The organism is Bartonella sp. AP88XZML (genome assembly GCF_042195565.1).
GTDB lineage: Bacteria > Pseudomonadota > Alphaproteobacteria > Rhizobiales > Rhizobiaceae > Bartonella.
Genome location: NZ_JBHIOQ010000106.1, coordinates 16,986 through 32,877 on the forward strand (window position 1 = coordinate 16,986; position 15,892 = coordinate 32,877).

The 15,892-nt window shown below is 36.4% G+C and carries 11 protein-coding genes and 1 tRNA gene; 2 read left to right on the top strand and 10 right to left on the bottom strand.

What is annotated here, in order from left to right:
- Window positions 1–1,208 precede the first annotated feature (1,208 nt).
- From ACFIK2_RS09820 to ACFIK2_RS09830, 3 genes are all read right to left on the bottom strand, one after another.
- Complete coding sequence (locus ACFIK2_RS09820) at window positions 1,209–1,583, bottom strand: hypothetical protein (protein ID WP_375634721.1); 375 nt, start codon at window positions 1,581–1,583, stop codon at window positions 1,209–1,211.
- A gap of 424 nt (window positions 1,584–2,007) precedes the next feature.
- Window positions 2,008–2,226 (bottom strand): YbfB/YjiJ family MFS transporter, encoded by a 219-nt coding sequence (locus tag ACFIK2_RS09825; RefSeq protein WP_375632810.1) that lies wholly within the window; start codon window positions 2,224–2,226, stop codon window positions 2,008–2,010.
- A gap of 526 nt (window positions 2,227–2,752) precedes the next feature.
- A tRNA-Arg gene (locus ACFIK2_RS09830) sits at window positions 2,753–2,829 on the bottom strand.
- 263 nt (window positions 2,830–3,092) lie between these two features.
- On the opposite strand from ACFIK2_RS09830, the gene ACFIK2_RS09835 reads away from it, so the two are divergent.
- Both ACFIK2_RS09835 and ACFIK2_RS09840 read left to right on the top strand, forming a co-directional pair.
- Window positions 3,093–3,866 carry an NAD kinase gene (locus ACFIK2_RS09835; RefSeq protein WP_375634722.1) on the top strand — a complete coding sequence of 258 codons (774 nt, stop codon included), beginning with the start codon at window positions 3,093–3,095 and terminating at the stop codon, window positions 3,864–3,866.
- Between the two features lie 146 nt (window positions 3,867–4,012).
- The gene (locus tag ACFIK2_RS09840; protein ID WP_375632806.1) at window positions 4,013–5,416 is read left to right on the top strand and encodes a DEAD/DEAH box helicase; all 1,404 of its coding nucleotides are present in this window, start codon (window positions 4,013–4,015) and stop codon (window positions 5,414–5,416) included.
- Window positions 5,417–5,476: 60 nt separating this feature from the next.
- Here ACFIK2_RS09840 and gltX read toward each other — a convergent pair whose 3' ends face one another.
- The 7 genes from gltX to ACFIK2_RS09875 all read right to left on the bottom strand — a co-directional run bounded on the left by gltX (window position 5,477) and on the right by ACFIK2_RS09875 (window position 15,807).
- Window positions 5,477–6,850 carry a glutamate--tRNA ligase gene (gene gltX / locus ACFIK2_RS09845; protein WP_375634723.1) on the bottom strand — a complete coding sequence of 458 codons (1,374 nt, stop codon included), beginning with the start codon at window positions 6,848–6,850 and terminating at the stop codon, window positions 5,477–5,479.
- Window positions 6,851–6,860: 10 nt separating this feature from the next.
- Window positions 6,861–8,522, bottom strand: a complete 1,662-nt coding sequence (locus ACFIK2_RS09850; protein WP_375634724.1) for an NAD+ synthase — start codon at window positions 8,520–8,522, stop codon at window positions 6,861–6,863.
- 120 nt (window positions 8,523–8,642) lie between these two features.
- Window positions 8,643–10,022, bottom strand: a complete 1,380-nt coding sequence (locus tag ACFIK2_RS09855) for a class II 3-deoxy-7-phosphoheptulonate synthase (protein ID WP_375618353.1) — start codon at window positions 10,020–10,022, stop codon at window positions 8,643–8,645.
- Between the two features lie 68 nt (window positions 10,023–10,090).
- Window positions 10,091–11,482 (bottom strand): glutathione-disulfide reductase, encoded by a 1,392-nt coding sequence (gene gor / locus ACFIK2_RS09860; RefSeq protein WP_375677245.1) that lies wholly within the window; start codon window positions 11,480–11,482, stop codon window positions 10,091–10,093.
- A 204-nt stretch (window positions 11,483–11,686) separates the two neighbouring features.
- Entirely contained in the window at window positions 11,687–12,256 is a 570-nt protein-coding gene (locus tag ACFIK2_RS09865; RefSeq protein WP_375634725.1) for a DUF2059 domain-containing protein, read from the bottom strand.
- Window positions 12,257–12,334: 78 nt separating this feature from the next.
- Window positions 12,335–13,066 (bottom strand): ribose-5-phosphate isomerase RpiA, encoded by a 732-nt coding sequence (rpiA, locus tag ACFIK2_RS09870; RefSeq protein WP_375618356.1) that lies wholly within the window; start codon window positions 13,064–13,066, stop codon window positions 12,335–12,337.
- A 482-nt stretch (window positions 13,067–13,548) separates the two neighbouring features.
- Window positions 13,549–15,807 carry a ComEC/Rec2 family competence protein gene (locus ACFIK2_RS09875; protein WP_375636877.1) on the bottom strand — a complete coding sequence of 753 codons (2,259 nt, stop codon included), beginning with the start codon at window positions 15,805–15,807 and terminating at the stop codon, window positions 13,549–13,551.
- Window positions 15,808–15,892: the final 85 nt, after the last annotated feature.

Here is a 15,892-nt window from a genome sequence, read left to right on the forward strand (position 1 = left end):
TTTTATCACACACAAATCGCATTATTAAAAACGTAATCGTTTGAAATTATCGATAACATAAATTGCATGCGTTTAAAGAATGGTATGGGGTTTACTCTTTTTTTGAGCTAAACCTTAAAAGAAATAATCATTTGAAACTATCATAGAATAGGTTTTAATTCATTAAGGGCACATAAAAGGATTTAAAGACAAGTCGATTTTAAAGCGGCGCTTACTAAAAAGTTAGTCAATAATAAGCAGACATCATATAGATATTATCATCACAACAGGTAATGAAATTGATAATGTTATGTCGTAGAAATCAAAAGATTTTTAATGATATAACGCAGGCAAACAAGCAAAAAACGTTTTAAAAGTTACAGTTTAAAAATACGAAACCAAATGACGTCCCCTCAAATTTGAGGATACTTATTAAGACAAAGATAAGTAGATAAATTTCAAAAGGATGGCAATCATATTACAAAGGCATGGTGTTTTACTCAATTTTGAGTTAAAAGCGACAATATTAAAGACTGCTCTACTCTAAAGTTAACGAGCTCAAATTTGGGCTGATTAATTTTGCCAGCCCAAATATGGACCGGCTTATTTGCAGAGAAGTTAAGTTTAAATGCAAAGTAAAAATACGCTTATGAGAACCTCACTAAATGAACGTTTAAACGTTTAGAGACACAAAATGATATCTCTATAAAAACGTTTGAAACCTAGGTTTTATAACAGTTTAAAAGCCTTAGATTTTATAAAAAGCGGTTGTTTATTGTCTTCTGAAAAGCTGCTTTTAAAACCAATGCTTGTAAATTTAAACAACGGGTTTTGTTACAAATATTCACTTAATACGCATTTTCTCTTGATTGTCTTGATATGAACCTACCAAGCGTTGAGACATTTTGATAATGTACTTTGTGTCAAATGACCACTTCAAAAATGCGAGCGTTATTCTTAATACGTTTTATAGCCATACAAAAGTGTTTATAGATTCTGTAATTCAAATGAGTGATTAAATATTATACCTGTCATTTACGTTCCTATTGATCAGTTTTAATCAATAGAATAGAGCGTTTGCAATATGATACGTTTTGTATATATGCATTCATTATTGATTTCTTTTGTATGATCTGTAGTACCTCTATTTAAAAGCAGCGTTATATCAATTGGCACGGCTTTCTTTTATGATGCGTTTATAACCATCAAAGAAGCACTCTCCACGTCTGTCATTTATTCTGTTCATCAATCTTGATAACATCATCACTTTCATAAACCTCACAATTTATGGGAACCGAATATAAATCGCTATGTCTTTTTATTCTTGCATTGCCATAAACAGAGCTATACCCATCAGTATGATACCCCATGCTAGCATTGCCGTAAACCTTGCCTAACAACCGCATGATCATAAACCGCGGCATTGCTATGAATACGTGCACTACCGGATAATTTTTCATTCCCATAAACCCACGCATAATGATAAACTCAACCGTTATAAAAAAGATGAGCATTGTCATAAACATGAGCACCAAAATACACATAGGTTTTATTACATATAAGGGTATTGCCATAGACATAGCCACCAATGGCAGTATTGCCATAGCCCCTTGTATTTTCATAAACACGACTAGATGTTACAACACGGCATTATCAGCAACCCAGCAATTGCCATCATGAGAGAGATTGCTCTTTCATTTTCAATAAAAGCATCTAGACCGCCTTTTTTACATCACCAAAATCTTTTAAAGCACGAATGCGATAATATATATATATACATGACCAGTCACGAAATCCATTTAATTGATCTATTCATATTTTGGATGTTTTTTTCTGATTAACAGGAGCGGTTTCATTTGCAATGGAAGAAATAACGGAGGTGTTTTTTGATATAGTTGTCATATTCAAGCTAATAATAACATATTCATTACCTAGGAGAATAGCAACTCCTATACCTGCCTAAAGCGAAGAAATAATCCGCCCATTATGGCTATGCTGCATGACCATCATAGAACCCAAAACCATCATTCACCAGCAACAAAACGGATCAAAAGGACTAAGTGTTAATGCCATGAAAATAATAAGTGCACTCATTACTATAGCTGCACAAGATAGTATGCGAGGAGCAAGAGATATAATCCCAATTCTGCCAAACGTAAAGAACATACTCCCAACTAAATAACCACCATAATTAGCGTTCGGTATATAAGAAAGTTGATTAAAGCTAAACAATCCCTCATCCAACATAACTGGCAATATTGGTGTATAGAGAAATTACCAGATAACCATATCAAATACAGCATTTTGAAACAATTCAAATCTTGACGGTTGTTTTTTCCCCCTTATTATTCCTTTAACTGGTGATATTCCTCATCCGCGTTCCATATCACCATAACAGCCTTTAACTCCAAAAATAGAATAAAAGCAAATTTAGCTATTTATTTTAATGCTCAAAACAATATATTTAGCGATCTACTGTCAACATCGCCAGATCAGTTGTACAATAACATATTGAATTAATATGTATTTTTATGTTATAAATGTTTATAGTTAAATTGAAAGCATATTTAGATAATCTTGCTTTTTTATCTCGATATTCAAAATGACTAACCGAAAAATTATATACGCAGCCGTAAATTTTACTTCTCTTGAAATTATTTGCTTATTCGCTACAAAACTTAATAAACAACTCAAATGACCATTTTCATAAAAGAGGAAATTGGCTTTTTTTTAGGTAATATTGTTATTTAGGATGATATGAAGTTGAAGAATTTGGTGCACCCGACAGAATTCGAATCTGTGACCTCTGCCTTCGGAGGGCAGCGCTCTATCCAGCTGAGCTACGGGTGCTTCACACTGATTATTAAAATCAGTTATGGTCTTTTAACTAATCATACTCTTAGCTTCAATGCTAAATTATCATTCTAATAAAAAAATTACTCGTTTGTAATTTATCTAACGACGCATTCCTTTTACTTTTTAATGATACTTTACCTTGAAATAACTTCTCTTTATTCAATGCTCTTTTTATTATAAAAAGAGCTTTTATTACAACTTCAAAACTCTCAAAAATAAGTTACAACATAAATTATAAGTATCAGGATAATTTTTAAATGGCTACATCACCAAGTCGCTTTCATTTTATTTCCGCAGAAACTGAGGAGGCTATCAAAGCTACCCATAAATTAATTTCCGTTTATGGTCATTCTTCTCTGGAAGAAACTGATATTGTTGTTGCAATCGGTGGTGATGGGACAATGTTACAAACCGTACGAGATGTCATGAACACAGGCAAACCTATTTATGGTATGAATCAAGGTTCTGTAGGATTTCTTATGAATGAATTTCATGAAAAAAAATTGCCCAATCGTATTGCTGCCGCACATAAAAAAGAAATCCATCCCCTGCGCATGATTGCAAAATCTGAATGTCAAGATTCTATCGAGGCGCTTGCAATTAATGAAGTATCCCTCTTTCGGCAATCTTATCAAGCGGCAAAAATTCGCATCACCATTGATAACAACGTACGAATGGAACAATTAAGTTGTGATGGTGTCCTCGTCGCTACACCAGCTGGATCAACCGCCTATAATTTATCAGCACAAGGACCTATCTTACCTCTTATGGCTCCCCTTATGGCCCTCACTCCCGTTAGCCCTTTTCGCCCTCGGCGTTGGCATGGAGCTTTGCTTCCCAATACAGTAACAGTGCGCTTTGATATGCTTGAACCTGACAAACGCCCTGTAAACGCTGCTGCAGATAATATTGAAGTTAAATCTGTCCATTCAGTTACTATTTCAATGGCAACAGAAGTAACAGCTTCAATCCTTTTTGACTCAAATCATTCATGGGATGAGCGCATTTTATCAGAACAATTTCGCTATTAATGATTGTATTATGCGTTTTATATGTATATGATTGTTATAGTTAGTTTTTTTGTGAAAACATCTTAACACTTTTAAAGAGTGTAGAATATTGGTTATAATCATCATTTAGATAGCGCAGTTAAAATCACAGAGCAGTTGATAAAAAAATGATACCATCTTTAAACAGTTTTGATGATTTAGGTCTTTCCGCAAAGGTTATTAATGCGGTGAAATCAGCGGGGTATACATCTCCGACACCTATTCAAAGTGAAACAATTCCGCATGTCCTTCAAAGAAAAGACGTTTTAGGAATCGCCCAAACGGGAACAGGTAAAACCGCCTCTTTCGTATTGCCTATGCTCACTCTCCTTGAAAAAGGTCGTGCAAGAGCACGCATGCCCCGTACGCTTATCTTAGAACCAACAAGAGAAATTGCAGCTCAAGTTGAAGAAAATTTCGATAAATACGGCATAAATCATCGTTTAAATGTTGCTCTTTTGATTGGTGGCGTTTCTTTTGAACTCCAAGATCGCAAACTTGAACGGGGAGCTGATGTTCTTATAGCAACACCAGGGCGCCTTCTTGATCATTGCGAGCGCGGTAAACTGCTCCTGATGGGCGTTGAAATCCTTGTGATTGATGAAGCTGATCGCATGTTGGATATGGGCTTTATTCCTGATATTGAACGCATCTGTAAACTAACCCCTTTTACGCGTCAAACTTTGTTCTTTTCTGCAACAATGGCGCCAGAAATTACAAAGCTAACGAAACAATTTTTACATTCTCCTGTATCTGTTGAAGTTACAAAAGCTTCCTCAACAGCTACCACAATTACACAACGGCTTGTCAAATCTGGAAATAAATCATGGGATAAAAGAGCGGTTTTACGAGAGCTGATCCAAAATGAAGGTGCAGAGCTTCAAAATGCAATCATTTTCTGTAATCGAAAGAGAGATATCTCTGAACTTTTTAGATCGCTCATCAAACATAACTTTAATGTAGGGGCACTTCATGGAGATATGGACCAATATTCGCGCATGAACACCCTAGCTGATTTTAAAAATAATAAACTTACACTTCTTGTTGCTTCTGATGTTGCTGCCCGCGGTCTCGATATTCCAGCTGTAAGTCATGTATTTAACTATGATGTTCCGACACATGCTGAAGACTATATCCATCGAATTGGTCGTACAGGGCGTGCAAATCGCAGCGGAAAAGCCTTTACAATCGTTACAAAAGCTGATCAAAAATATATCAATGCCATCGAGGAAATGAGTAATGAAAAAATTGAATGGCTCAATGGAGATCTTTCAACTTTAATAGCCGATGCTCAAACAGAAGATATTGTTGTAAAGAAAAAATCTTCAAAATCATCAAAGAAAACTGCTCCAAAAGAGCCTGTTGCTCACACTAAAAAATCTGTAGAAGAGAATAAAACAGAATATATCAAAAATGCAAATAATAAGGAGAAGCCATCTGAGCAACAACGCTCACGAAAAAATAAGAATTACACGCCCCTTGGATTTGGTGATGATATTCCTGCATTCATGCTCATAAAGACGCGTAGATAGACTCGTCCTTTACTCTCTGTAAGCATAAAGTAAATAAAAGATGCCTTTTAAAAGTTTCTCTTATTTCTTAGAGAGTCTTTCTATTACCTTTTCACGCCCTAAAAGCTGCAAAAGATTTCCCATTTCAGGTCCATGATCCATGCCCGTAAGTGCTTGACGTAATGGCATAAATAAGAACTTTCCTTTCCGACCTGTTTTTTCTTTTAATGCTGTTGTCCAAATTTTCCAACTTTCCTCATTCAAAGCACCTTCAGGTAAGAAATCGAGTGATTGACGCACAAATACACGATCCTCTAGTGCCACTGTATCAAAATTCTGTTCATCATGAATGATTTTCCACCACAAAACAGCATCATTGACTTTATCAATATTGCGTCTTATCGCGTTCCAGAAATATTCCGCCTTATCTCCCTCAATAGAAAGTTTTTTAAGGCGCATTTTAACGTCCTCATAACTTAGTTCATGGACAAGATGACTATTCAAAGAAAGAAGATCAGCAATATCAAATTTTGCAACCGATTTTGATGTATCTTGTAAATTAAAATGCTCTAAAAGCGCTGCTTGATGGGGATAGGGATGTACATTTTGTGATGTCCCAATCAAAACGGCAAGGCATTGAACAGCTATAGATTCAAATCCTTTTTCCCGTAGAGAACGAATAGAAAGATCATTATTACGTTTTGAAAATCCTTTTCCTAAAACTGTCGCCAATAAATTGGTATGAGCAAAAACCGGTAATTCTGCATTAAGAGCTTTAAAAAGAGCAATTTGAGCGCCTGTATTTGTAATATGATCATCCCCACGAATAATATGCGTAATAGCCATATCTACATCATCAACAATAGACGGCAATGTATAAAGATAGCTTCCATCTTCACGAATAAGAACAGGATCTGAAAGAGAAGCCAAATCAATCGTCTGCTTTCCCTTTATTGCATCATTCCAGCAAACTTCTGTTCGCTTTGTTTGTAAAGGATCACTTTCAAAATTAGGAAGAAGAAAACGCCAATGGGGTTTACGACCTTGAGATTCAAAGTTTTTTTTCTCTTCTGCTGTCAATTTTAATGCTGCACGGTTATAAATAGGAGGCAATTTGCGTGAAAGCTGGATTTTACGACGCCGCTCTAATTCTTCTGCAGTCTCATAACAGGGATAAAGAAGCCCGCGTTGTTTGAGAATTTCTGCAACTTCATCATATCGATTAAATCGCTTAGATTGGTAATAAATTGAATCTGGTTGAATACCAAACCATTCAAGATCAACAGCAATAGCATCAATATATTCTTGTTTAGAACGTTCAACATCTGTATCATCATAGCGCAAAATAAATTCTCCTTTATGCGCTTGCGCATAAAGCCAATTGAAAAGCGCAATACGGATATTGCCAATATGAATATAACCTGTTGGAGAGGGAGCAAAACGAACTTTAACCATAACATAATACTCAATTTTTATCGCGAAAATGATTGACTATAGGATAGCGACGATCGCGTCCGAAATTCTTGTAACTGATTTTTACACCGGGTGCAGATTGTCGCCTTTTATATTCAGCACTATAAAGAAGCTGTTCAATTTTCTCAACAATTTCCCGTGAATACCCACGTTGAACAATATCACCAATACTCATGTCATTTTCTACAAGAGATTGCAAAATATCATCTAGAATAGGATAAGGTGGAAGTGAATCTTCATCTTTTTGATTTTCCCGCAGCTCTGCAGAAGGCGCTTTTTCTATAATATTGGATGGAATGACAATTCCTTCTGGTCCTCTCAAATTGTGCAAGTGATTTTTATTGCGCCACTCAGCTAATGCATAAACCTGCATTTTATAAATATCTTTAAGAGGATTAAACCCGCCATTCATATCCCCATACAATGTTGCATATCCCACAGCCATTTCTGACTTATTGCCTGTCGTTACCACCATTGAGCCGAATTTATTTGAAAGCGCCATTAAAAGTGTACCGCGTATACGACTTTGAAGATTTTCTTCTGTGACGTCAGAGGATAACCCTGAAAAAACAGGTGCCATTGTCTTTAAAAAAGCCTCAACAGGTTGTGCAATCGGTATGATTTCATAACAACATCCCAAAAGATCAGCACATTCTTTGGCATCTTTTAATGATTCTTGCGAAGTATAATGATAGGGCATCATAATGGTGCGAACCCTCTCAGCACCAAGAGCATCCACCGCCATTGCCGTACACAGGGCTGAATCAATTCCTCCTGAAAGACCAAGAATAACATCCTTAAAGCCGTTTTTATTAACGTAATCTTTCAAACCTAAAACACAAGCTTGATAATCGGCCGCTAATCCATTGAGAAGACTTTCTTTAGGACCTGAAATACAGTGCCATCCCGTCGTTGTTTTTTGCCAATGGCTTAAAGCAATATGGCTATCAAAGTGTTTCATTTGAAATATCTTTTTTCCTTCTCCATTCAAGGCAAAAGACCCGCCATCAAAAACGAATTCATCTTGACCACCAACTTGATTAGCATAAATAATTGGCACCCCAGATTGTAGAGCTTGCGTATGAACAACATCTATACGTCTTAAAGTTTTATTACGATAGTAGGGAGATCCGTTAGCGACAAGAATAATTTCCGCTCCTTTATCTTTAAGCTCTGTACTAAGAGAGGAATCATTCCAAATATCCTCACAAATGACTATTCCTAATTTAATTCCATGATAAACAATAGGCTGAGGACGTGGACCTGAAGAAAATAAACGCTTTTCATCAAATTCAGCATAATTAGGTAAATCAAACTTCAAACTTTCGGCAATGACTCTCCCTTCATCAAGAAGCATGACACCGTTGTAAATATTGCCATTGCGTCTTAATGGAAGTCCAATGACAATTCCTGGTCCGCCTACGGTTATCTTTGCTAATTTCTCAACAGTCTCTTCACATGTTTTTGTAAAAGCAGGTTTTAGAACAAGATCTTCCGGCGAATAAGCGCTTATAAAAAGTTCCGTGAATAAAACAAGATCTGCCCCCTCTTCTTTGGCCTTTTGATGCGCCATGACAGCTAAAGAAAAATTCCCCTCAATATCACCGACAATAGGATTTAATTGAGCAATTGATACCCGAAAATTATTTTTCATAAGCCTTTGTATCATTTCATCAGTTTAGTAACCACAACTTTATTCTTCATCATCGGAAATATCATTTTTAAAAATTCTCTTCTGCCATAATGACCTAAAAAATATTAGGCAAATTTTTGCCTACCCCCCAGCAGCAATTGCTAACGAGTCAGTCACGCGATTTTTTTTAAGGAGTTCAGCAACAAGAAAAGCCAATTCTAACGCTTGATCTGCATTTAACCGTGGATCACATTGCGTATGATAACGATCAGATAAATCGTCCACAGAAATGGCATGTGCCCCTCCTGTACATTCAGTAACATCACGACCTGTCATCTCAATATGAATGCCTCCTGGATAAGTTCCCTCTCCACGATGCACTGCAAAAAAATTCTCTACTTCTTTTAAAACATAATCAAAGGGACGCGTCTTATAACCATTGGCAGTAATTGTATTGCCATGCATTGGATCACATGACCATATAACCGCACGCTTCTCGCGTTCAACGGCACGGATGAGTTTAGGCAGATAACTTTCAACTTTATCATAACCAAAGCGCGTAATGAGAGTAAGCCGCCCTAGCTCGTTTTCAGGATTTAAAATATCAATTAATTTTAAAAGCTCATCAGACTCAATGGAAGGACCACATTTTAATCCTATAGGATTCTTAATGCCGCGACAATATTCAACGTGAGCATGGTCAATCTGACGCGTACGGTCACCAATCCATAACATATGACCAGATGTTGCATACCAATTTCCTGAAGTTGAATCAATCCGAGTCAAAGCCTCTTCATAACCAAGCAACAGTGCTTCATGACTGGTATAAAAAGATGTTTCACGCAATGAAGAATGTGTTTTGGATGTAATCCCTATAGAACGCATAAAATCAATTGCTTCAGAAATACGCTCTGCCAATAATTCATAACGTTCTCCCTGCGGACTGTTAGAAACAAAACTCAACATCCATGTGTGAACATTTTCTAAATTAGCATAGCCACCTTGTGAAAAAGCACGCAATAGATTAAGTGTTGCCGCAGATTGGCGATAAGCCATAGACATCCGTTGCGGATCTGGAATACGAGAACCTGCTTCAAATTCAATGCCATTAATAATATCCCCACGATAAGCAGGAAATTCAACTCCCTCTTTTCTTTCAATATCAGAAGAGCGAGGCTTTGCAAATTGACCAGCAATACGACCAATTTTAACAACCGGTTTAGAACTACCAAAGGTCAAAACAATCGCCATTTGCAAAAATACACGAAAAAAATCACGGATATTATCAGCTTCATGTTCTGCAAAGCTTTCGGCACAATCACCACCTTGCAATAAAAAAGCTTGTCCTTTTGCAACAGCTGCTAATTCATTTTTTAAATCACGTGCTTCACCGGCAAAAACTAAAGGAGGGTAACTTCTCAGTTTTCGTTCAACATCTTCTAACATAGACTTATCCGGATAAGTCGGAACTTGTTTAATTGGCCTTGTTCTCCAAGAGTCAGGTGCCCATTCTTTTATCATTACACTCTCTCTAAAGATTAATCTTACAGATTGGCATATCAAAAGCTTTTTACCGCAATATATGCTGTTTAACTTTCTATTTTCTTCCCATTTTCATATATATAACTTGGTTTATACATCGTTACCAATTCTTCTGCCATCGTTGGATGCACTGCCATCGTTTCATCAAAGATATCCTTCGTCAGCTTTCCTTTGAGAGCTATCCCAATAAGCTGTGCCATCTCACCAGCGTTTTCCCCTAAAATATGAGCGCCCACAACAATACGGCTTTCACCATCAACAATGAGTTTCATAAGCATTTTCTCTGAACTACCAGAAAGAACATTACGCATAGGACGAAAAACTGTACGATAAATTTCAAGACGCTTATAACGCTTTACCGCCTCCTCTTCTGAAAGACCAACCGTTCCAATCTCTGGCTGTGAAAAAACTGCTGTTGTAATTAAATCATAATCAGGTGTTGTTGGAATATTCTCAAATGCTGTCTTAACAAAACACATTGCATCATGAATCGCAACAGGTGTTAATTGAATATGACCTGTTACATCACCAACAGCCCAAATATGGGGGATATTTGTTGTCATTTTCTCATCAACAACAACTGCACCAAATTCATTCACCTTAACACCTGCCCGCTCAAGTCTTAAACCCATTGTATTTGGTACACGCCCCGTAGCCAACATAATCTGATCGGCTCTGATTATTTTCCCATTTGATAAAATAACTTCATAACAATTTTCTGCAGCCTGCACTTTAGAAATTGTTACACCATAGAGAATAGAAATCCCTTTTTCAGTCATTTCATCGCTGAGCAATTGCCGCAAATCATGATCAAAACCACGAAGGATTAAATCACCACGATGGAGCAGCGTTGTTTTTACACCTAATTCATGAAAAATATTAGCAAATTCAACACCAATATACCCTCCACCAACAATGACTATTGATTTTGGGAGTTGATCAAGGTCAAAAATCTCATTAGAAGTGAGGCAAAATCCACCGCCTTCTATGGACGTATTTGGTGCAACTTTTGCCCCTGTTGCAATCAAAATTTTTTCTGCACTGAACCGCTCACCCGTGGCAGAAAGCTCTAATGTGTGATCATCTACAAAAGTAGCACGACTTTCATAAATATGCACATTGTTATTCTCTAATCCCTTACGATACAGCCCTTCTAACCTTGATATTTCTTTATTTTTAGCTGCAACCAACTTTTCCCAACTAAAAATTGGATCCGCATATTTCCACCCAAAACCAACACTTTTCTTAAATTCTTTTACATATTGTGATGCATAAACATAAAGTTTTTTGGGAACACAGCCACGAATAACACAAGTGCCCCCTATACGATATTCCTCTGCTATAGCGACCCGCTTGCCAAGACCTCCAGCAAGCCGTGCTGCACGCACTCCACCAGAACCACTTCCAATAACAAATAAATCAAAGTCAAAAGAGCCCACGAATTATTCCTTCTTATACATCTGCAAGAATAGGCTAAGATCTTTTATTATCAAATGAAAGTCTTTTTTTCTTTTGAAGAAGCCTTTTTTATAAAGCAGCATTCTAAAAGGACTTATTCTCATTAAAACATTTAAAACGGCGGGAAAACCGCCGCTATTTTAAAAATCAGAAATTGCCCATTGGTTGTCATGATATCAATCAAGCTATTTTTTATTTCCTGAAGATTCTGATTTTATAGGCACATTTGTAGGCATCGTAGAATTATTCAAATTAAGTGTTTCAGACATCTCTTTTCTCACATTTTCTACAAGATCCTGCATAAAAGCAGTACGCCATATATCAAATGCTGAGTAAGAATCACGTGCGATATTGGGAACTTCTGTCAAAAACTTTTTACCGGTATCAGAATTATAAAATGTTGTTATTGCATCAAGCTCTTTTTGAGTAAAATATTTTGCATATACATGAGCAATCTCTTTTTCTAGATCAGAGCGCCTTTTAATTAAAGCAAGTGCGTGCTTATCAACAATATCAGAAATATCCGCTGCCAAGTTTGGATCATCCCTCATCAGTACAGTTTTAAGATCTTCTACCGCATTTGGTAAAAAACTATCAAACTGATCCGTTGCGTGAATGGCACTTATAGCTTTTCTAGCTGAATCTAAATGTTGATCGCTCACACCTTGTGCATAAGCCATTCCAATATTCACAACAAAAACGACAACTACACCCAAATATACGACAAAACGCTGAAAAGAAAATATTATTTTCATTTAATGATTACCCCGATCGCTAATTATAATTTTAATTCGTTATTCTACCTAAAATCTTTAAGACCCTTTTTTACTGTGCTAACATATCGTCATGAAACTGTCTTCTCTAAAATCAAAAGATTCTAAAATTTTTGTTTGACCATCAGCCATAGCGACAATTGCACGTGAAGCCAACCCCAAAAAAAGTCCATGCTCAACAACACCAGGAATAGCAAGAAGTGCATCCGATAATGGTTTTGGTTGCAAAATGCAGCCCCAAAATGCATCAAGAATAAAATGGCCACCATCTGTTTCAAAAGGATTTTTTCCATTCATTCGCAATGCAATTTTTCCAGAAAGCCCTAAATCATCAGCAACTTTTTCAATGGCTCTGCATGTTGTGTGGATACCAAATGGATTAACTTCAATTGGTAGTGCAAAAGCACCAAGTCTTTTTACCACCTTTGTTTCATCCGCAATGACAAGCATTGCACGAGATGCCGACGCTACAATTTTTTCATACAACAATGCTCCCCCTCCCCCTTTAATGAGCATCATCTCAGGACCAATTTCATCTGCTCCGTCAATATCAAGATCCAGCTCAGGTATTTGTTCTAAAGTGCTAACAGGCACTCCAAACTTATGACAGAGTTGTTCAGAATATTTTGAAGTAGCAACACCAGTCACCCGCAAACCATCCGCAACACGCTCACCTAGAAGACGAATAAATTCATTGACTGTCGAACCAGATCCGATTCCAAGCCGCATACCATCTTCCACAAACTCAAGCGCTTTAATAGCTGCCATTTTTTTTAACTGCTGAACATTCATGAATGACTTTGCCTTCTATCCGTATAAGCAGCATTTATCACCCCTATTACCACCGATAATAATGATAATAAAAGATAACCTCTTGACGCAATCTATTTAAATTGACCATCATCTTTTGCTTGAAGAGATGTTACTCGTTATAGAAATATATGATAAGAATAAAATAGAATAATCAACAATTATCTTTTTTATTTCTTTGAGAATATTTGTTAGCATTTTTCTCATTCAATAAGAATTTTTGATTTATTTTGTGCTATCAATAGGATGCACAAAAATGCACATATCAATTTTTTTGAAAAAATTAAAATGATCAGATATAAAAAATCATCTATTTCTAGAAAACTGTAGATTATTATCTCATTTCAATGACGTTGATAAACTTACCAATTTAAATACCGTAAAATATTATGAGAAAAGTCTTCTGTTATTTTTTGTTTTGTCATTATCCAAATGTGAAGCAAAATATGACTGATTATATGTTTTTATGAACGCTGTCTGTGCATATTCCATGGTCTATGAAACCCTAGCGAAGACCAAATAATATCTCCACCTTTGGTCATCATAACGCTTCCTCGTGATAACAATTGTTGAGGTATAAATATTGTTTTTGCCTTCTTGTAACAAGTTGGATTATGCATCACAAATGTCTGAATGAGAATATCTGCCTCTACACATTGACCTGTTTCTCTCTGTAAAACGATCACTTTTAATCCATTATCCAATAAAGATGTACATACATGATAATCACAAATAAATTGTCCGTGCAACGAAGGACCATATTTTGTTGGTTTAATCGTTTCCTTCACACGAAATGACTTTTTCCATATGGATGTCGTGAACTTAGAAATATAGTAACGATCAATATATAACTTTTTATCATGGATAACGCCCACGAGACGCATATTATCTGCTATAATCAGTTGTACAGGTGAATGCATTACACAAATAGAAATACCTGCCAAAATAAACAAACTAAAAAAGAGCCGGATGGGTGTTTTGCAAAAAGTCAGTCCAACCAAGCCTATACTCAATAAAACTAACGCTGATAACGGCATAAAACCAGGATTCAAATCAGGAGAAATAGCCTTGATAGCATGTGCAATCTTTATTACAAGATCAACTCCAAAACCCATAATTTGAAGAGGAAGCCATTCGAATCCTCCTAACATTGCAAGAACTGCGATTAATCCAAAGGGAATGACAAAAATTGAGATGACAGGCAAAGCAAAAGCATTACTGATAATGCTCAACGATGCCATATTAGAAAAATGATAAGCAGCATAAATTCCACTTGCACTCCCTGCAACAAAGGAAGAAGCACATGTTGAAAGCATCGATAAGAAAACAAAATTTATCACTCCTCCTCCAACATAAGAGGGAGTTGTTTTTCTTTTACGAAAAAATGACCTTCCACTCCACCAATCAAAAAAAGCGATCAAAGCAGCAGTCGCAGAAAAGGACATTTGAAAGCTAGGACCTAATATTTCATGGGGTGTCATCGCTAGAGTTATCAACCCTGCAATGGAAAAATTACGCATTGTTATAGCAGAGCGATTACACAATATAGCAACCAACATAACAGCAATCATCACAAAACTTCTTTGCGCTGATATTGCTAAGCCCGACAATAACAAATAAAAAGCTGTTATCATAAAAGCAACGATAGCAGCAAATTTTTTACTGGAATAATAGGAAGAAAAAACTGGAAAAAATGCTAAAAAACTACGGATACTCAAAAGAACTATGCAGCTTAACAACGCCATATGTAAACCTGATATTGATAAAATATGAGCTAATCCAGCTGTACGTAATGCTTCATTTGTCTCATTTGAAATACCAGCACGCTGCCCTGTTATGAGGGCAGCTGCAACACTCCCCTTTTCTCCTTCAAGGGCTATACGGATTCTTTGTGTCATCTTCGTGCGTAAATTTTCAATTTTCTGTAGAATGATAGCGAATATTCCATCAGGCTGCGAAACGGATATTTTTCTTGGTTTTCCTAAATAAACGCCTTGTGCTCCAATTCTTTTAAAATAATTATGAAAACTAAAATCGTAGCCTCCTGGACGCACCGGCCCAGAGAATGCACGAATCTTAACTTTTCCATGCAATCCATCACCAATCGCTAAGCCAGATGGCAAATATCTTGCCGATAAACGAACACGATGAAGACTATGGCGTAATACGGGATTTTCTGTATTCAAAATATCCAAAACTAAACGAAATCCTCCTTTGGCACCTGACTCAATAGAAACAATTCTTCCCGTCAATGTAGTGACAATGTCACTGCTTAGCATGGGTGTTGCAATACGCCACGTTTCTATTTTTGCCGCTAAAACACCCAATATAATACAAAACAGAAACCCCACGGGAATCCATATTTTTCGATAAAAACGTGCAACATAGAATATTCCCAGAAAAATACTGACCAACGCCCCCAATTGTCCCCAACTTGGTTCCCACTCTAAATGAAAATAGAAAATGATTCCTAGGGCAAAAAAGACTAAAATCAGCGAAAAAAGGATACCAAAAGAAACTTCTTTATTAATACAATCTTCTAACCATTTGCGAAAAAAAATGATTACTTCTTTTAAGAGTGTCAATAAAAAAAGTTTTTGTTGATTATAGCTACCGTTCTTTGCATCATCATACCTAGAAAAAACACTCTGCCCTATCTGACATGGCTTTTTTCTTTCTGTAACAGATTTTTCGGATAAACCCTCTTTACTTTTATAAAACATCAGTCCCCCACTTTAACTCGCAATACGGCTATTGCACGCCCCATCACTTATGCTAACATGACTTTTCTATAAAATTCCATAAGTA